15 protein-coding genes and 1 pseudogene are annotated in these 18,066 nt (G+C 67.5%); 8 read left to right on the forward strand and 8 right to left on the reverse strand.

The features are described 5' to 3' along the window. The first annotated feature begins 178 nt into the window (after positions 1-178). The 6 genes from ACWPN7_RS23850 to ACWPN7_RS23875 all read left to right on the forward strand — a co-directional run bounded on the left by ACWPN7_RS23850 (position 179) and on the right by ACWPN7_RS23875 (position 6,772). Positions 179-1,213, forward strand: coding sequence for a methyl-accepting chemotaxis protein (locus tag ACWPN7_RS23850; protein WP_459196494.1), 1,035 nt, complete (start codon positions 179-181; stop codon positions 1,211-1,213). Positions 1,214-1,312: 99 nt separating this feature from the next. Then, positions 1,313-1,546, forward strand: coding sequence for a hypothetical protein (locus ACWPN7_RS23855; RefSeq protein ID WP_038527302.1), 234 nt, complete (start codon positions 1,313-1,315; stop codon positions 1,544-1,546). Positions 1,547-1,737: 191 nt separating this feature from the next. Continuing rightward, positions 1,738-2,562 carry an MBL fold metallo-hydrolase gene (locus tag ACWPN7_RS23860; protein WP_038527306.1) on the forward strand — a complete coding sequence of 275 codons (825 nt, stop codon included), beginning with the start codon at positions 1,738-1,740 and terminating at the stop codon, positions 2,560-2,562. Between the two features lie 81 nt (positions 2,563-2,643). Continuing rightward, positions 2,644-3,930: an SLC13 family permease gene (locus tag ACWPN7_RS23865; RefSeq protein WP_081862879.1), complete on the forward strand. Its 1,287-nt coding sequence runs from the start codon at positions 2,644-2,646 to the stop codon at positions 3,928-3,930. 208 nt (positions 3,931-4,138) lie between these two features. Further along, a complete protein-coding gene (locus ACWPN7_RS23870; protein ID WP_103038900.1) occupies positions 4,139-5,179 on the forward strand; it encodes a glycosyltransferase in 1,041 nt (346 codons plus the stop codon). Positions 5,180-5,188: 9 nt separating this feature from the next. Further along, positions 5,189-6,772: a hypothetical protein gene (locus ACWPN7_RS23875; protein WP_459196495.1), complete on the forward strand. Its 1,584-nt coding sequence runs from the start codon at positions 5,189-5,191 to the stop codon at positions 6,770-6,772. 120 nt (positions 6,773-6,892) lie between these two features. On the opposite strand, the gene ACWPN7_RS23880 is transcribed toward ACWPN7_RS23875, so the two are convergent. The 4 genes from ACWPN7_RS23880 to ACWPN7_RS23895 form a co-directional block, all read right to left on the reverse strand. Then, the gene (locus tag ACWPN7_RS23880) at positions 6,893-8,071 is read right to left on the reverse strand and encodes a CobW family GTP-binding protein (protein ID WP_459196496.1); all 1,179 of its coding nucleotides are present in this window, start codon (positions 8,069-8,071) and stop codon (positions 6,893-6,895) included. Beyond that, the gene (locus tag ACWPN7_RS23885) at positions 8,041-8,547 is read right to left on the reverse strand and encodes a Fur family transcriptional regulator (protein WP_459196497.1); all 507 of its coding nucleotides are present in this window, start codon (positions 8,545-8,547) and stop codon (positions 8,041-8,043) included. Before ACWPN7_RS23885 ends, ACWPN7_RS23880 begins: the two co-directional genes overlap by 31 nt. A gap of 117 nt (positions 8,548-8,664) precedes the next feature. Continuing rightward, positions 8,665-10,698 carry a PhoX family protein gene (locus tag ACWPN7_RS23890; RefSeq protein ID WP_492273462.1) on the reverse strand — a complete coding sequence of 678 codons (2,034 nt, stop codon included), beginning with the start codon at positions 10,696-10,698 and terminating at the stop codon, positions 8,665-8,667. Between the two features lie 137 nt (positions 10,699-10,835). Beyond that, a complete protein-coding gene (locus tag ACWPN7_RS23895; RefSeq protein ID WP_459196499.1) occupies positions 10,836-12,293 on the reverse strand; it encodes a cryptochrome/photolyase family protein in 1,458 nt (485 codons plus the stop codon). Positions 12,294-12,561: 268 nt separating this feature from the next. On the opposite strand from ACWPN7_RS23895, the gene ACWPN7_RS23900 reads away from it, so the two are divergent. After that, positions 12,562-13,050, forward strand: coding sequence for a fasciclin domain-containing protein (locus ACWPN7_RS23900; protein ID WP_103038906.1), 489 nt, complete (start codon positions 12,562-12,564; stop codon positions 13,048-13,050). Between the two features lie 104 nt (positions 13,051-13,154). Here the strand turns inward: ACWPN7_RS23900 and pdeM are convergent, their stop codons facing one another. From pdeM to ACWPN7_RS23920, 4 genes and pseudogenes are all read right to left on the reverse strand, one after another. Continuing rightward, positions 13,155-13,844: a ligase-associated DNA damage response endonuclease PdeM gene (gene pdeM / locus ACWPN7_RS23905; protein ID WP_459196500.1), complete on the reverse strand. Its 690-nt coding sequence runs from the start codon at positions 13,842-13,844 to the stop codon at positions 13,155-13,157. Then, a pseudogene (locus tag ACWPN7_RS23910) lies at positions 13,844-16,267 on the reverse strand (ligase-associated DNA damage response DEXH box helicase); the annotation flags it as partial. The gene pdeM and the pseudogene ACWPN7_RS23910, both read right to left, overlap by 1 nt. A gap of 287 nt (positions 16,268-16,554) precedes the next feature. Then, positions 16,555-16,893: a helix-turn-helix domain-containing protein gene (locus ACWPN7_RS23915; protein ID WP_103038909.1), complete on the reverse strand. Its 339-nt coding sequence runs from the start codon at positions 16,891-16,893 to the stop codon at positions 16,555-16,557. Next, the gene (locus tag ACWPN7_RS23920) at positions 16,890-17,249 is read right to left on the reverse strand and encodes a helix-turn-helix domain-containing protein (RefSeq protein ID WP_160174800.1); all 360 of its coding nucleotides are present in this window, start codon (positions 17,247-17,249) and stop codon (positions 16,890-16,892) included. Before ACWPN7_RS23920 ends, ACWPN7_RS23915 begins: the two co-directional genes overlap by 4 nt. A 90-nt stretch (positions 17,250-17,339) precedes the next feature. Between ACWPN7_RS23920 and ACWPN7_RS23925 the strand changes: the two genes are divergently transcribed. Beyond that, a complete protein-coding gene (locus tag ACWPN7_RS23925; protein WP_456511043.1) occupies positions 17,340-17,690 on the forward strand; it encodes a hypothetical protein in 351 nt (116 codons plus the stop codon). Positions 17,691-18,066 lie beyond the last annotated feature (376 nt).

Here is an 18,066-nt window from a genome sequence, read left to right on the forward strand (position 1 = left end):
GACGTCGATGGCGCCGCCGTTCGGGCGGCGTTGAAATGGGTACCATTGAGTGTTGCAGTTTCATGATTGCATCCATTGAATGCGGCCGGGGTGGGTTGCGGATGATCGGCTGAACCGAAAAATCCGGTCGTTGGTCATCAACGGGCGTCATCACTGATGACTCTTGGAGGTGATGTTTATGCCCGAGCGAATCGTGGCGTTGTCGCGCGCCGTGTCCGATCTCGCCACGCGCAAGATGGATGAGATTCAGGCCGTTACGAACACGACCAAGATCCTGGCGCTCAACGCGCTGATCGAGGCGATGCGCGCGGGGGAGGCCGGACGGGGCTTCGCCGTGGTGGCCCAGGAGGTGAAGGCCATCTCGGAACGGATCACCGGCATCGGCGGGGAACTGCGCAGCCAGATGGCGGTGCAGACCGACGAGTTGAACACGCTCGGCAACCGTCTGGTCTCGCAGTTGCGCGGCGGTCGGCTGGCCGATCTGGCGCTCAACATGATCGACATCATCGACCGCAATTTGTACGAGCGGTCCTGCGACGTGCGCTGGTGGGCCACCGACCGCGCCGTGGTGGATTGCGCCGCCGATCCGTCCGAGACCAACCGCCGCGACGCCGCGCAGCGGCTGGGCGTCATCCTGGGCGCCTACACCGTCTATCTCGACCTCTGGATCGTCGACGCCAAGGGCGTGGTTCTGGCGAACGGTCGGCCCGACCGCTACCGCCGCCCGGTGGGCGCGTCGGTCGCGTCGGAACCCTGGTTCCGCGAGGCGATGGCGACCCGCAGCGGCACGGATTTCGCGGTGGCCGACATCGGCACCAACGACCTTCTGGACCGCGCCACCGTCGCCACCTACGCCACGGCCATCCGGGCCGGCGGGGAGGAGGGTGGCGCCGTGGTCGGTGTTCTGGGCGTTTTCTTCGACTGGCAGCCCCAGTCCCAGAGCGTCGTCGACTCCGTCCGCCTGACCGACGAGGAGCGCGCCCGGACCCGCTGCCTTCTGGTGGACAGCCGCCACCGCGTGATCGCCGCGTCCGACAGCAGGGGCGTCCTGACGGAAAGTTTTCCGTTGCGCACCGGCGGCCAAGGGCACGGCAGCTATTCCGACGACCAGGGACGCGTGGTCGGTTTCGCCGTCACGCCGGGTTATGAAACCTACAAAGGACTCGGCTGGTTCGGAGTGATCGTTCAAGAATCTGTCAGTCGTTGCGAATAGACGTGTTGGATTGCAGCAATTCGATACTTTTGAGTGCTCCGCCTGAAATGCTGGCGAAACACCCCCGTGGTGCAGTTGAACCATGGAAAGGTGCTTCGCATGCAGGCTCTCAGGCAGATCGTGATCGTACCGGAACAGGAAGACGACCTCGTCGCGGAGGCGATCCGCGACGTGCTTGTGGCCGACGTCATCGATCAGGCCACGAAGGACCGGCTGGTGGATGGGCTGACCGTCCTGAAGACCGGGCTGCCCTGTTCCGACGCGGGCTGCACCGGATGCGTCCACCGCCGGTCCTGCGAGCGTTTCATCGAAAGCATCCTGTGGACCAGCTGACCCCAGGACCTTGCCTGGTCCAATCCGGATGGGGGCGGCCTCCCTCTTTGGAACCGGCGGGGCTGTGACGGTCGTCACCGCGTAAACCGAAAACCATGCTAAAATGCCGTCTTAACGGTCCACGGCAGCGGCTTCACGGGTAGCGGCTTCAGGCGGTGCGGTGGACCGGAGATTCGCGTCTTGAGGTCGGTATGGGCTTTTCGGTGACCTTCTGGGGGGTTCGGGGCACGGTCCCTTGCCCGCTGCCGTCCCATATGGGCTTCGGCGGCAACACCAGCTGCGTCGAGGTTCAGGCGGGCGACCAGCGCATCGTCATCGACGCGGGCACCGGCATCCGCATGCTCGGCAAGCGCCTGCTGAAGGAGGGCGCCGCCGAGGCGACCCTGCTGATGAGCCACACCCACCTCGACCACATCTGCGGCTTTCCCTTCTTCGCCCCGGCCTACACCAAGGGCTTCCACCTGCGCATCGTCTCCGGCCACCTGAACGGCACCCCCGGCATCGAGGCGGCCATGGCCCGGCAGATGGAGCGCCCCCTGTTCCCGGTGCCCATGCGCACTATGGGAAGCAACATCGTGTTCGACGAGATCACGGCCGGCGACCAGTTCGCGCTGGGCGAAGGGGTGCAGGTCCGCACGGCGCGGCTGAACCATCCGGACGGCGCCACCGGCTATCGCGTCGAGCATCTGGGCAAGTCCTTCGCCTATGTGACCGACACCGAGCATGTGCCGGGCCATCCCGACCGCAACATCCTGGATCTGATCGACGGCGCCGACCTCGTGCTCTACGACAGCACCTACACGGACGAGGAGTGGCGGAACCGCATCGGCTGGGGACATTCGACCTGGACCGAGGGCGTCCGGCTGGCCCAGGCGGCGGGGGTCAAGCGGCTGGTGCTGTTCCACCACGACCCCGACCATGACGACGCCACCATGACCGCCATCGAGGCGGCCGCCCAGGCGGTGTTCCCGGACTGCTTCGCCGCGCGGGAAGGGATGACGGTCACGCTGGCCTGACCTCGGCTTGGCGCCTATGGCCTGACCCGGTGCCGGGCCGTTATAGAGGGGCTTCCTCCACCCCGCAGCGAACCCCCATCCATGCCCATTTCCTTCCTGGCCGTCCCGCCCATGACGCTGACGGTCGTCGCGCTGTTCGTCCTCACCTATGTCGGCATGGCGCTGGGGCGCTTCCCCGGACTGCGCATCGACCGCACCGGCATCGCCCTGGTCGCGGCCATCCTTCTGCTCGCCATCGGGGCGCTGGAATCGGGGCAGGTGACCGAGGCCATCGACTTCCCGACCCTGTTCATCCTGTTCGGGCTGATGGTGCTGTCCGCCCAATACGCGGCCAGCGGCTTTTACGACTGGTGCGCCCTGCGGGTGGCGCAGGCGGCGCGTTCCCCGGCCCGGCTGCTGGCGGTGACGGTGGCGGTGGGCGGCGGCTTGTCGGCGATCCTCGCCAACGACGTGGTGGTCTTCGCCATGACGCCGATGCTCTGCGTCGGACTGCTGGCGCGCCGGCTGGACCCGCGGCCCTACCTGATCGGTCTGGCCGGAGCGGCGAACGCCGGCTCGGCGGCGACGGTGATCGGCAACCCGCAGAACATCCTGATCGGCCAGATGGGGCATCTGGATTTCTGGCGCTTCCTGGCGGTCTGCGGGGTGCCGGCGCTGGTCGGCCTCGTGGTGGTGTATGTCGTGGTGTGGCTCGCCTGGCGGGGCCGCTTCGGCGAGCCGGATGACGGCGCGGCGGGCAGCGGGGCGACCGGGGAGGGCGGGGCGGAGCCGGTGACGCTCGACCGGGCGCAGCTCGGCAAGGCGGTGGTGGCGACCCTGGTGCTTCTCGGCCTGTTCACCACCGACCTGCCGCACGAGATCGGCGTGCTGCTGGTTGCCGGGGCGATGCTGATCAGCCGGCGGTTGGCCTCGCGCGGGATGCTGGGCATGGTGGACTGGCACCTGCTGGTCCTCTTCGCCGCGCTGTTCGCCATCAACCACGCGCTGAAGCTGACCGGCCTGCCCGCCGAGTTCGTGTCGGGGCTGGAGGCCGCCGGCTGGCTGCCCGACCGGCTGGCGGTGATGACCCCGCTCGCCCTGGCCGCCAGCAACAGCATCGGCAACGTGCCGGCGGTGATTCTGCTGCTCGCCGCTTGGCCGTCGCCGCCGGAGGGGGCTCTCTACGGGTTGGCGATCCTGTCCACGCTGGCCGGCAACCTGCTGATCCCCGGCAGCCTCGCCAACATCATCGTGGTGGAGCGGGCGGCGGCCTCCGGCGTCCGGCTCGGCTTTGTGGAGCACGCCCGTTGCGGCATCCCGATGACCCTTTTGTCGATGGGATTCGCCGTTATGTGGTTGTGGAGCACCGGCTGGATGCGTCTGAGCTGATTTTTCTCCTTATGGGCTATGCGAATGGTGCCGCCCCTCTCCGTCCGGGGCATTGCCCTCTCTTCGCAAAGCAAAAAACTTGGGGTGGCCTGTTCAAGGCAGCCCCAAGGCACCGATGCCCGAAGCTCAGACGCCCGAAGCACAGACGCCCGAAGCACAGACGCCCGAAGCACAGACGCCCGAAGCACAGACGAAGGACGGAAACCGCATGTCAGAAGCCCAGACGCCCCGGACGCTGGACACCGGAGCCCAGGAACGGCCTCGGGAAACGCCCTGGGAGACGCCGGTCATCGCGGTGGTGGTCACCCACAACCGTCTGGCCCTGCTGAAGACCTGTCTGGCGGCCATCCATGGGCAGGAGCCGCGGCCCGACCGCATCGTCGTGGTGGACAACGGCTCCAGTGACGGCACCGCGGAATGGCTGGCCGAGCAGCGGGCCGTGATGCCGGAGCTTCTGGTGGTCCGGCAGGCCAACATCGGCTCCGCCGGCGCTTACCACACCGCCTTCGCCACGGCGCTGGAACTGGGCGCCCGCTGGATCTGGAGCACCGACGACGACGGCATCCCGGCGCCGGGCGCGCTGGCTGAACTGCTGCGCCAGGGCGAGCGGCACGACCTCGACCTCGTCGGGCCGACCGTGGTCGCGGCGGAGGACCGCGGCGACCTGGCCTTCACCATGCAGGGCTTCACCAAGGCCGACGCCTTCGCCGCCGCGGCGCAGGACGGCATCGTGCCGGGCGCCATCGCGCTGTTCAACGGGACCCTGCTGCGCCGCCGCGTGTTCGAGCGGATCGGCAACATCAAGCGCGAGATGTTCATCTGGGGCGACGAGTGGGAGTTCACCCTGCGCGCGCGCCGGGCCGGGCTGCGCGACGGGACGGCGGTGCACGCCCTGCACGTCCACCCGCGCAACCGCCGCACCCAGCGTCCGCTGGTCGGCGGCTTTCTCGGCACGATCGAGGAGATGCCGGAGAACCGCGCCCCCTATTTCTTCCGCAACATGGGCTACATCCATGCCACCTACGAGCGCAAGTCCATCGCCCGCATGATGGTCAAGTACACGCTCTATTACCTGCTGCACCGGCGCGCCGACGTGAAGGGGCTGCGCGGCTTCTGGACCCATTACCGGGCCGGCCTGCAGAACCGCTATCCGCAGGACCTGCAGGCATCCCCCACGGCGTCGATCCCTGCGGCTGCTCCTGCGGCGGCCTCTGGCGCTCCGCCCCAGTCCTTCCCGAAAAGCGTCTGAGAGGGTCGCATGTTCAGGGATTTCACCCTCGACGGTCGGGCGGCGTCGCGCGCCGAGTCCGTGTATGTCTGGCCCGCCGCCCTGCTGATCCTGGTGGCGGCTTCGGTCCCCGTCTGGATGTTCGAGATTCCGGCGCTGGGCGACTACGTCAACCACGTCACCCGCATGTACGCCCTGGCCCATCTCGACCAGGACCCGGCGCTGGCGCAATTCTACATGGTGCGCTGGGCGATCATCCCCAATCTGGTGATGGACATCGTCGTGCCGCCGCTGGCCAAGCTGATCGGCGTGCACACGGCGAGCCGGCTTTTCGTCACCGCCAGCTATCTGGTTCTGGTGACCGGCTCCATCGCGCTTTACCGTGCCGTCTGGGGCCGGGTGGAGTTGGGGCCGCTGGCCGCCGGGCTGTTCCTCTACACGCTGTCCACCTACATGGGCCTGTTCAATTACCTGTTCGGGCTGGGGCTGGCGCTGTGGGGAATCGCCGGCTGGATCGTCATGCGGGAGCGCGCGCCCTGGCAGCGCGGGCTGGCCTCGCTCGGCATCGTGCTGCTCCTGTTCATCTCGCACCTGTTCGCCCTCGGGCTCTACGGCCTGACGCTGCTGGCCTTCGAGGGCTGGCGGCTGTGGCGGAGCGGTGGCTGGCGCGAACCGCGGCGGGCGCTGCCGGACGCGCTGGCCTTCGGTCTGCCCTTCCTGATCGTGCCGCCGCTGCTGCTGATGAGCCCGTCGTCGGGCTTCGCCGACGCGGTGCTGTGGGTCGGCACGGCGAAGCTGATGGGCTTCGACTTCTTGTTCGGCGGCTATGCCGATACGGTCGGCTATGTGACGGGGATCGCGGTCGGGCTGGGCATCGCCTGGGGCCTGTGGAGCGGGGCGCTGCGGGTCCATCCGGTTGGCGCCATCACCATCGCGCTGGGGCTGGTGGTCTATGCGGCGATGCCGCTGGTCCTGTTCGGCTCCTGGTTCGCCGACAGCCGCCTGCCCATCGGCATCGCCTTCGTTGCGCTGGGCTTCGTGCGCTGGGAGTTGGCGACCTCGGCCATGCGGGCGGCCTTCCTCTCGGTGGTGGTCGCGCTGTCGCTGCTGCGCAGCGCCGACGCCGGGGTGGGGCTGGCCAAGGTGGACCCGCTGCTGGAGGAGGTGCGCCAGTCCCTGCACCGGATTGAGCCGGGCAGCACGGTGCTCGCCACCTACGCCGACGAGACGCTGCACAAGTCGATCTTCCGCGCCACCCAGTTCACCGACGACCGTGCCCTGTCCTTTGGCCTGCACCACGCGCCGGTGCTGGCGCTGATGGAGCGCTCCAGCCTCGTGCCCATCGCCTTCACGCATCCGGGCAAGCAGGTGCTGTTGCTGAAGCCGGACTATGCGGACCTGGACGGCGATTTCACCTACATGCCGCGCATCGGCTACGTCGCCGACGCGGTGCGCCAGCCGGGCTTGCGCGACAACCATTACTGGGCCGACTGGCCCCGGCGCTTCGGCTACGTCTATGTGCTGTTCAGCGAGCCCGGTCGTGCCAACCCCGTGCCGGAGCATCTGACGCTGGTGCAGGAGGGGCGGTACTTCCAGCTTTACAAGGTGAAGTGAGGCGGGCGGTTGCCCCCTCCCCGGCCCTCCCCCGCGTTGCGGGAGAGGGTGCCTTCTGCGAAGCGGCGGCAGTCCCCTCCACCTCGAAGAGGGGGAGGGTTAGGGAGGGGGCAGAGCCCCTCAGGCCGCCCCTTCCGCTCCCCAAACAAATTGGTCGAACATCGGCTGGATCACCGCCTCGCCGATGTCGCGGGTGATGAAGACGATTTTGGAGCGGTGATCCTCGCCAGGCCATTCCTGGAGTTGGACCGGCGGGTGGAACATGTGCTGGACGCCATGGACGACGACCGGCAGCGGGCTTTCCTTCACGTTCAGCAACCCCTTGATGCGCAGAAGGTTCTCCCCGCCGGTGGCGATCAGGGCCTCCATGAAGTCCACGAAGTTGTTCCACGGGATCGGCTCGTCCACCACCATGCAGAAGGCGCGGATGTGGTCGTCGTGCCGGTTGGTGTCGTGGTGGTGGTGATCGTGCCCGCAGTCGGGACCGCAGGAGTCGCCATGCCCGTGTTCGTGGTGATGGTGGTCATGATCATGGTCATGCCCGTGATCATGATGATGGGCCTGCTCGTCGCGGTACGCCTCTTCCCGGAGCCAGCGCGCCACGTCGGGGCTCTTGGTCTCCGGGTTGTAGAGGCCGGCGTCGAACAGCAGAGCCGGATCGACCTCGCCGAAGGCGGCGGGAATCTGCGGAGCCGCCGGGTTGATCGCCGACAGGCGCTGGCACAAGGCGAGCGTCGTGTGGGGCGTGGCGAGGTCGGTCTTGGTCAGCACGATGCGGTCGGCGACGGCGGCCTGCTTCACGCTCTCCGGCTGGCGGTCGAGCTGGCTGGCGCCGTGCACCGCGTCCACCGTGCTGATGACCCCGTCCAGGCGGAAGCGGGCGGCCAGCAGCGGGTCGCTCATCAGCGTGTGGATGATCGGGGCCGGGTCGGCGAGGCCGGTGGTCTCCACCACCACCCGGTCGAACTCCGGGATGTCGCCGCGCACGCGCTTCAGGAACAGGTCGCGCAGCGTGTCGACGAGGTCGCCGCGGATGGTGCAGCACAGGCAGCCGCTGTCCATCAGCACCATGTTCTCCGACGCCTTGGCGACCAGCAGATGGTCCAGCCCGACCTCACCGAACTCGTTGATGACCACGGCGGTGCGGGCCATGCCGGGATGGTGCAGGAGCCGTTGCAGCAGCGTGGTCTTGCCGCTGCCGAGGAAGCCGGTCAGCACCGAGACGGGCAGGCGGGGCGCCGGTTGGGCGGCGGGGGTGGGTGCGGCGGTCACGGGGTCTTCTCCTGGCAGTCGGTGCATGTGCCGCGCACCTCGACGGTGGGGCGGCTGACCTGGAAACCATGCTCGGCGGCGATCGTGCCGATGGCGGCGCGGATGCGCGGATCGTCGATCTCCACGGCGTTGCCGCAGGTCTTGCACACCAGGAACTGCCCGGAATGGACGGCCCCCGGCGCCGCGCAGCCGATGTAGGCGTTCAGCGATTCGATACGGTGGACCAGCCCGTGCTCCACCAGGAACTCCAGCGCGCGGTAGACGGTCAGCGGGGCGGTGGCCTTGCCCTCGCGCTGGCTGAGGTCTTCCAGGATGGCGTAGGCGCCGCGCGGCTTGTGGCTGTTCCAGACCAGCTCCAGCACCTGCCGGCGCAGCGCGGTCAGCCGGGCGCCGCGCTCCGCGCACAGGGCGTCGGCGCGCGTCAGCGCGTCGGCGATGCAATGCGCGTGGTCGTGCCCATGCCGGGAGGCCGGGCCGGCGGTGGGTTGGGGATCGGTGGTCATGGCGTTATCTTATTACATCGCCGGACGCCGACACCAGACAAAGAAGAAGGGCGGCCCCGGACGCGGGGGCCGCCCTTTCAGGCGTGTCGCTTCGTTATGAGACGGTCAGGCGTACGGTCAGAGACCGATCACGCCGCCGTCCTTCTTGGTGATGGCAACCACCGACGGGCGCGGCGGCATGTTGGGCTTGAAATCGGGCCAGCGGGTCGCCGGGTCCTCGAAGGAGGAGAGCTTGCCCTTGAAGCCTTCCCACTGGTCGACGCCGTCGGTGGCCGGGTGCTGCACGGCGACGAACAGGGTCTTGTCGTCGGTGGTGAAGCAGGGGCCGCACATCTCGGCACCCACCGGCACGCGGTAGAACATCTTGGACAGGCCGCGCAGGTCGCCTTCGGTCTCCACGGCCCAGACGCCGTCGGCGGTGCCGGAGGCCTTCTTCCAGTTCTCGCCCTGGTCGGTGGTGATCCACAGGCGGCCGCGGTGGTCCACCGCCGCGTTGTCGGGGCAGGAGAACCAGCCGTTGGCCGAGGTGTCGGCGTGGAACTGCGCGCCGACCTTCTCGTCCGCCGGGTTGCCGCCGCGGACCAGGATCGTCCATTCCGCCTTGGTGGCGGCGTGGTTGCCGTTCTCCGGCAGGATCTCGACGATGTGGCCCCAGTTGTTCTCGGCGCGCGGGTTGGTCGCGTCCACCTGCTCCGGCTTGCGGCGGGAGTTGTTGGTGAGGATGACGTAGACCTTGCCGGTCACCGGGTTGACCTCGATGTCCTCCGGGCGGTCCATCTTGGTGGCGCCCAGCGCGTCGGCGGCGAGGCGGGCGTTGATCAGGACGGTGGCCTGGTCGGGGAAGCCCTTCTCGGCGGTCAGCGGGCCCTGGCCGTGGACCAGCGGCAGCCATTCGACCGAGGCGTCGGCCTTGAACTTCGCCACGTAGAGCGTCCCGGTCTCCAGGATGTCGATGTTGGCGGCGCGGTTCTTCGGGTCGAACTTCTTCGCCGCGACGAACTTGTAGACATAGTCGAAGCGCTCGTCGTCGCCGGTGTAGGCGACCACGGTGCCGTCCTTGCCGAGCGCGATCTGGCAGGCCTCATGCTTGAAGCGGCCGAGCGCCGTGCGCTTCTTCGGGGTCGAGGTCGGGTCGTAGGGATCGATCTCGACGATCCAGCCGAAGCGGTTGAACTCGTTCGGCTCCTTGGCGATGTCGAAGCGGTCATGGTGGACGCCCCAATTGTACCATTCGCCGGGGAAGCCGTAGCGCTTCAGCACCTTGGCGTTCGGGTTGGTGTCCTCGACCTTGCCCCAGAAGTAGCCGTTGAAATTCTCTTCCGCCGACAGCCAGGTGCCCCAGGGCGTCATGCCGCCGGAGCAGTTGTTCAGCATGCCGCGGACCATCGTGCCGGTCGGGTCGTAGCCGGTCTTCATCAGGGCGTGGCCGGCGGCCGGGCCGGTGATGGCGCAGGCCGTCTCGCCGGTGATGCGGCGGTTGTAGCGGAAGTCCGCCACCGTCACCCACTTGCCCTTGACCTTGCGGATCTCGACGACGGTGCCGCCGTGGGCGGCCATCTCGATGTCCACCAGCGCCTTGGTCATGCGGGCGAACTTGTCCTTCTGCTGCTCCACGCCGACGCCGGGGAACATGACCTCCTCGTCGGTGTATTCGTGGTTCACGCAGAGCAGGGCGCGGTCCGGCGACTGGGAGCCGAGCGGCAGCGGGGCGTAGCCGACGAAGTCGTTGTTGTAGCCGAACTGCTTCGACTGCGCCTCGGCCGACTGGTTCATCGGGTCGAAGGCCGGCGCGCCGGGGACCACCGGGTCGCCCCAGCGGATCAGGATGTCGGCGTTGTAGCCGGCGGCGACGTGATGGTCGGCGTCGACACCGTGAGCGACTTCCTGGAAGGAGAAGCTGGCCTTGGCCGGGCGCGGGGCGCCGGTCACGGCGGCCTCGGCCTCGCGGGTCGGGGAGAGCAGGGCGGCCGGGCCGATCAGGGCGCTGACCGCGGCGCCGGTCAGCATGCCGCGCATCATGTCGCGGCGGCCGAGGCGGGCGTTGATGACGTCGCCCATGGTCGGGTTTTCGGACGGGTTGGAGCCGATGTCCTCGCGGCCCTCGAAGGTCAGGTACTTGGTGCCCTTCTGGGGCAGGTCATGCGTGTCCATCGGTGTGCCTCGTCTCTTTCCGCAAATTTATTTTGGGTGGGGGCGGGCGCACCTTACCGGGGGCCTGTGACGGTTTCTTTGCACTCCCATGAAGGCGGAATGAAAACGCATGGTCGGGTTTTACGATCCCGCAACGATCAATCGCCGGCTTTCTTGACCTCGTTGAAGGCGGCCAGCGCGCGGTCTCGGGCGGTGCCGTGGTCGACGATCGGCCGCGGGTAATCCTTGCCGATCTTCACATTCGCCTGCCGCAGCACTTCGTCCGGGGCCTCCCACGGCTTGTGGATCCAGCGGTTGGACAGCTTTTCCAGTTCCGGCACATAGCGCCGGACATAGGCCCCCTCCGGATCGAACTTCTCGCCCTGGAGGATCGGGTTGAAGACGCGGAAGAAGGGGGCCGCGTCGGCGCCGCAGCCGGCCACCCATTGCCAGTTCCCGGCGTTGTTGCCGATGTCGGCGTCGACCAGCGTGTCCCAGAACCACGCCTCGCCCTCCTGCCAGGGAATCAGCAAATCCTTGATGAGGAAGGAACCGACGATCATCCGCACGCGGTTGTGCATCCAGCCGGTCTGCCAAAGCTGCCGCATTCCGGCGTCCACGATGGGATAGCCGGTGCGCCCGCGCTGCCACGCGCGGAGGCCCGCCTTGTCCGTCCGCCAGGGGAAGCGGGCGAAGCGCGCGTCCAGCGGCGTGTCCGGAATGCCCGGCTCCTCGCGCAACAGATGGTGGTTGAACTCCCGCCAGCCGAGTTCCCGCAGGAAGGCTTCGGCGCCGGCTGCCAACTCATGCCGCTGGTCTGCGGCGTGGCGGGTGGCGTGCCAGATCTGCCGTGGGCCGATCTCCCCGAAGGCGAGGTGCGGCGACATCGCCGAGGTTCCATCATGGTCTGGGCGGTCGCGCTCCGCCGGGTAGGCGGCGACCGGACCTTCCAGGAAATCGGCCAACCGCTCCCGCGCCGCCTCCTCGCCGGGCTCCCAGCGCTCGCGCAGGCCGCCGACCCAGTCCGGCGCGCTGGGCAGCAGATCCCAGTCCTTCAGCGACTCGCTGGACACCGGCTTGGCCGGCGGGGTCAGCTTGGTCGGCGCGCGGGTGGGGCGCGGCGGTTCCGGCATCGACAGCAGCGCCTTCCAGAAGGGCGTGAAGACCCGAAAGGGCGTGTCCGACTTGGTGCGGATGGTTCCCGGCTCGAAGAGCAGAGCGGCGTTGTGGGGGTGCACCGTCACGCCGCGCACGCTCAGCCGTTCGACCACCCGGCGGTCGCGGGCGATGGCGGTCGGGCCGGCGCGGCGGTTGCACAGCAGCGTGTCGGCGCCGGTCTCCTCCGCCAGTGCCGCCAGCACGGCGGCGGGGTCGCCGCTGCGCAGCACCAGGGGCGAGCCGAGCTTAGTCAGCGCCTTGCCCAGCCGCTCCAGGCTGCCATGCAGCCACCAGCGGGAGGCGGCGCCGGGAAGCCAGGGGTCGTGGGCGTCCTTCTCACGGATGTAGACCGGGATGACCGGCGCCCCATCCTCCGCCGCGGCGCTGAGCGCCGGGTTGTCGGCAAGGCGAAGATCGTTGCGGAACCAGACGAGGATGGGGGATTGATCGGTCGTCATCGGCCAACTTTAAGGACATGGACAGAAGAACGGGCATGCCAAAACGCCGCAGCCAATGACCACGGTCAGTGGCTCTTGCTACGCGGTGCCGATTGTTCCGGATCACCACGACGGCAAAAATTTTTCCTGGGGAAATCCTATTGGCGGCGATTTTTGGGCCGCTATTTCCGCCTTCGCTGCCACGACGTGGAGCCGGAGGCACGGCGGCCGACGGCGCCGGCTCCACGGTCGGGGAGGAGAACGAGACGCCATCAACGGAGGAAACCACATGTCCCGCCTGTCACGCCTGCTGACCGCCGCCACCGTCGCCCTGCCGCTGTCCCTCGCCGCTCTCTCCGCGAAAGCGGCGGACATCGTGGACACCGCCGTCTCGGCGGGCCAGTTCAAGACGCTGGTCCAGGCCGTCCAGGCCGCCGGCCTCGCGGACACGCTGAAGGGCAGCGGTCCCTTCACCGTCTTCGCCCCGACCGACGAGGCTTTCGCCAAGCTGCCCGCCGGCACCGTCGAAAATCTTCTGAAGCCGGAGAACCGCGAGAAGCTCCGCTCCGTACTCACCTATCATGTGGTGTCGGGCAAGGTGACTTCGGCCGATATCGCCGGCAAGACGGCATCGCCGAAAACCGTGCAGGGAACCACCGTGGACATCGACGCGACGAAGGGCGGCGTGATGGTGGACAACGCGAAGGTCGTGAAGCCCGACATCATGGCGTCCAACGGCGTCATCCACGTGATCGACACGGTCATGATGCCGAACTGACGTTCTGCTTTTTCATCGAGGTCCCTCCTGCCGGACGTTTCACCGCCGGTTCCGGCAGGACCACTCGCCCGGAGAGTTCCCCCGGCTCTCCGGGCTTTTTCTTTTCAAGCCTTGTCCGGAGACAGGCGGCTGCGCGGGAAGCGGTGGACCTTGCCGCGGGCCAGCAGATGCACCTCGAACCGCTCCGCCAACAGGCCGGACACCGCCGGGTCCAGCACGTTCAGCCCGCCCGCGAAGGCGCCGAAGGCCGGCAGGATCAACTTTCCCCCGTCGAAGGCGAAGCAGCGCTCCCGCACCCGCCGGCCCGGCACGACGACGGCGGCCACCGGGTGCAGATGCCCCGACAATTCGCCGACGGCGCCGGGCACCGCCTCGTGCCGGAAGGTCAGCGGGCCGAGCGCCAGCTCGTCCAGGATGCGCCCGCCGAACCCCTCCGGCGGTTCCGGATCGTGGTTGCCGGTGACCCACAGCCAGTCCGCCACCCGCCCGGTCAGGTCGCGCAGCCGCGCCACGTCCCCCGCCTCCATGCGGCTCGCCGCCCGGCGGTCGTGGAAGCTGTCGCCAAGGCAGATCACCCGCTCCGGGGCCAGCCGCTCCACCAGCTCCGCCAGCCGGCCGAGCGTCGCCCGCGTGTCGTAGGGCGGCAGCATCCGCCCACGCGCCGCGAAGGCGGAGCCCTTCTCCAGATGCAGGTCGGCGACCACCAGAGTCCGCTCCGCCGGCCAGACCAGCGCGCCGGAGGGATCGGGGGCCAGCGCGGCGCCCCGCAGGGTCATCGTCGTGTCCATGGTCATCACAACGTCAAGCGGCCCTGCTCATCACGGGACGAATCCAATTCCGGCATCGCCTCGGCCACCAGATCGGCGGCGGCCTGCTCCAGAAGCTCGTCGGTGGCGGAGCCGTCCACCCGTTCCCGCCCGATCTCCAGGATGACCGGCACGGCGAGGGGGGAAATGCGGTCGAGGTCCTTGTGGGTGATGCGGCCCTTCACCCGGACCAGGAAATCCGACAGGCGCCGCACGTCGGTCAGCCCGCCCGCCGCGTCGGCGCGGGTGGCGCGCAGCAGCACATGGCCGGGGTCGTGCTTGCGCAGCACGTCGTAGATCAGGTCGGAGGAGAAGGTGACCTGCCGCCCCGACTTCTCCTGCCCGGGATGGCGGCGGTCGATGACCCCGGTGATCAGCGCCACGTTGCGGAAGGTCCGCCGCAGCATCGAGGACTCGTCCATCCAGGCTTCCAGGTCGTCGCCCAGCATGTCCTGGTCGAACAGCCCGTCCATGTCCTTCGGCGTTCGCAGCGACCACACCGCCAGCACATAGTCGGTGGCGACGAAGCCGAGCGGGCCGCAGCCCATCCGCTCCATCCGGCGGGTCAGCAGCATCCCCAGCGTCTGGTGCGCGTTCCGCCCCTCGAAGGCGTAGACGACGAGGAAGCGCTTGCCCGCCTTGGGGAAGCTCTCCACCAGCAACCCATCGCGCGCCGGCAGGACGGAACGCCAGCGCTGGAGCCGCAGCCATTCCTGCACGTCCTCCGGCAGGCCGGGCCACTGCGCCGGGTCGGCCAGCATGGCGCGCACCCGGTCGGCCAGCGCCGTGGTCAGCGGCAGCCGCCCGCCGGCGTAGGCCGGGACCTTCGGCTCCCCGGTGCCACCCTTGCCGACCTGCGCCTCCATCTCGCGGATGCCGAGGAATTTCAGCAGCTGGCCGGCGAAGACGAAGGTGTCGCCGGGGGTGAGGCCCTGGATGAAATGCTCCTCCACCTCGCCCAGCACCGGGCCGCGGCTCAGGCGCACGCGCAGCATGGCCTCCTGCGTGATGGTGCCGACGTTCATGCGGTACTGCCGCGCCACCGCCGGCCCGGCCACCGCCATGCGCCCATCCTCGCGCAGCTTGAGCCGGTGGAAGCGTTCGTAGTTGCCGAGCGCGTAGCCGCCGGTCGCCACGAAGTCCAGCACGTCGTCGAACTCGTCCCGCGACAGCCCGGCGTAGGGGGCGGCGCAGACCACCTCGTCGTACAGGTCGTCGGGCCGGAACGGCTCGGCGCAGGCCATGCCGAGCATGTGCTGGGCCAGCACGTCCAGCCCGCCGGGGCGGGGCCGCTCGCCGTCCAGGCTCATGGCCGCCACGGCGTCGAGCGCGGCGCGGCATTCCAGCACCTCGAACCGGTTGGCGGGGACGAGCAGGGCGCGGCTCGGCTCGTCCAGCCGGTGGTTGGCGCGGCCGATGCGCTGGACCAGCCGGCTCGCCCCCTTCGGCGCGCCGATCTGCACCACCAGATCGACCGCCGCCCAGTCGATGCCGAGGTCGAGCGAGGAGGTCGCCACCACCGCCCGCAGCTTGCCCGCCGCCATGGCGGCCTCGACCTTGCGCCGCTGCTCCGCCGCCAGCGAGCCGTGGTGGAGCGCGATGGGCAGGGTGTCGTCGTTGAGGCGCCAGAGTTCCTGGAAGACCAGCTCCGCCTGGGCGCGTGTGTTGACGAAGACCAGCGTGGTGCGGTGGGCGCGGATGCGCTGGTACACCTCCTTCAGCGCGTGCATGGCCATGCGGCCGGACCAGGGCAGCCGCTCGCGCGTCGTCAGGATGTCCACCTCGGCGGAGGCGCCGGCCCGCCCGGTGACCAGCCGCACGTCGCCGCCACCCGCGTGCCCGGTCTTTGACAGCCAGGCAAGCAGCTGGGCCGGCTCCGCCACGGTGGCCGACAGCCCGACCCGCCGGGCCTGCGGCGCCAGCCGGGACAGCCGCGCCAGCCCCAGCGCCAGCAGGTCGCCGCGCTTGGTCCCGGCCAGGGCGTGCAACTCGTCGATGATGACGCAGCGCAGGTGCCGGAAGATTGTCGCCGCGTCGGCGTAGGCGATCATCAGCGCCAGACTTTCCGGCGTGGTCATCAGGATGTGCGGCGGGTTGGCCCGCTGCCGCCGCCGCTTGGATTCGGGCGTGTCGCCGGTGCGGGTCTCGGTGCGGATGGGCAGCCGCATCTCGGCGACGGGCTCCTCCAGATTGCGCTGGATGTCCACCGCGAGCGCCTTCAGCGGCGAGATGTAGAGCGTGTGCAGCCCCTCGCGCGGGCGCTCCGCCAGATCGAACAGCGACGGCAGGAAGCCGGCCAGCGTCTTGCCGCCGCCGGTCGGCGCGATCAGCAGGGCGCTGTCCCCGGCGGCGGCCGCCTCGACCATGGCGAGCTGGTGCGGGTGCGGCGCCCAGCCCCGCGACCGGAACCAGCCCTGGACGTTGGCGGGGAGAAGGGGGAGGGGAGTTCAGGCATGAGCGCTGGCTGTAATCAGGAATTGTATTCACGGTTGAGGAAAACTTCGTTCCACGTCATTCCTGCGAAAGCGAGAATCCAGGCATTGCACCACGCAACGTATTGGAAACACTATGTTCCTGCCTTCGTGGAAATGATATTTGAAAGCATTGTCAGAAAGTCGAACGGGCTGGCGAACGGCCAATGTTGGCGCCTTTGGGGAGGTGGTAAGAGATAAAGAAAATTCCAGTATCGTATCGTTTTTTATTTTTCTTTTGGGAATGACTTTATGATGTTTGATACGACTTTGAGATCGCGAAGACTCAGGTGTCGTGCTGCATCGACTATGGTAATTTCCAGCAAGGTTTTCTCTTGGTTGTTTTCGTTGCGAGTATCAAATATTTTTACGATATCGCATAATGGAATATCTAGCTTCTCGCTAATGCGAATTAGCGTCTCCAATCTCGGCATGTTCTGCCCACGCTCCATCGCTGAAATCGCCTGAACGGAGCGCTCGATCAATCCTGCAAGGTCTTCCTGTGTAAGTCCTCGCTGCTCTCGAAGTTCGCGGAGCATTTTCCCGAATTGCTGCATCTCTTTCATGGATGGGATATCGTTTGAGCGTTTTCATCTGGAAAAGAAAGAGAGATTTTCTCGAGTATACTTAGGTCTCGAATGCTCAGTCGCTTTGTTGCTCTAATAATCGAAAATTCCAAATCCTCCCGATTTGGATCATGCGTAGCGTTTGGTTCGAATGCAATGAGCAGATTGCGCAGTGGAACGCTCATTTTTTCACTTATGTTGATGAGCGTTTCCAATTTAGGAAACGTCAAGCCGCGCTCCATTTTTGAAACTGCCTGAACGGAACGGTCAATCAACTCCGCAAGATCTTCTTGCGTGAGGTTTCGTTGTTCCCGAAGCGTGCGGAGCATCCGCCCGAATTCCTGCGTGCGTTCCATGTCCGGACTTTCATCCGGGCGAAGAGCGTTGACCATGTATCTGAGGCGCTGTAAACTTAAAGTAATTATTCAGTGCGGAACGGGTGTACCATGCGTCTGTCCGGTGTGTTGCTCATCATCTGGGGTGGACTGCTGGTGCCGCTTACCCTGCCGTGGACATGGGGGTACCGGAAGCAACTGGGCCTGATCGCCAGCCTCGACGAGATGACCATGAGCTTTCTCGGGGACAGACTTCCTTACGCATACGTTGTGTCGTTTTCGGTGATCCTGGTGGGACTCGGGCTGTCGTGGATCGCCCTCGCCACGGTGTGGGACCCGCCCTGTCCGCGTGCACGGGGTGTTTCGGGGAAGGAAGAGGTGCCGCCGTCCACAACGCCCCGGAAGACGTCGTTGGAGGAGGTCATGGGCGACCGCCCCATCGACCCGATGAGGCTTCATTGAATAGCGCGTTGGCGAACCCTGAGCGCCGGTTGAGCCTCTGTCCTTCGCGGCGTTTGACGGCTTCGGGAGCTGTGGTATTTTACGAAGCAAGGAGGTGATGCGCCTTCGGTCTCCTGGAGGCGGAGCCGGTTTCCCGACCCCGCCCATTGGTTCCTTAGCGATCGTGGTCCTGGTTGAAGCCGGCTTCGAACTCGAACTTCATCCGGAACCAGAAGCGTCGGAACCACTTCAGGTACCTTTTCAAGCGCATCACCTCCTCTCGGATGCCGGACTGGTAGGGCCCGCCGGCACGCAACATCCAAAGGAATGCATGGGCGCGGTCAACCGGGGATGTGGCTCGGTGGGATGGCTGCGGCACTTGGGCGCGTGGTCGGGG

The sequence above is a fragment of the Azospirillum sp. UENF 312511 genome (genome assembly GCF_058780635.1).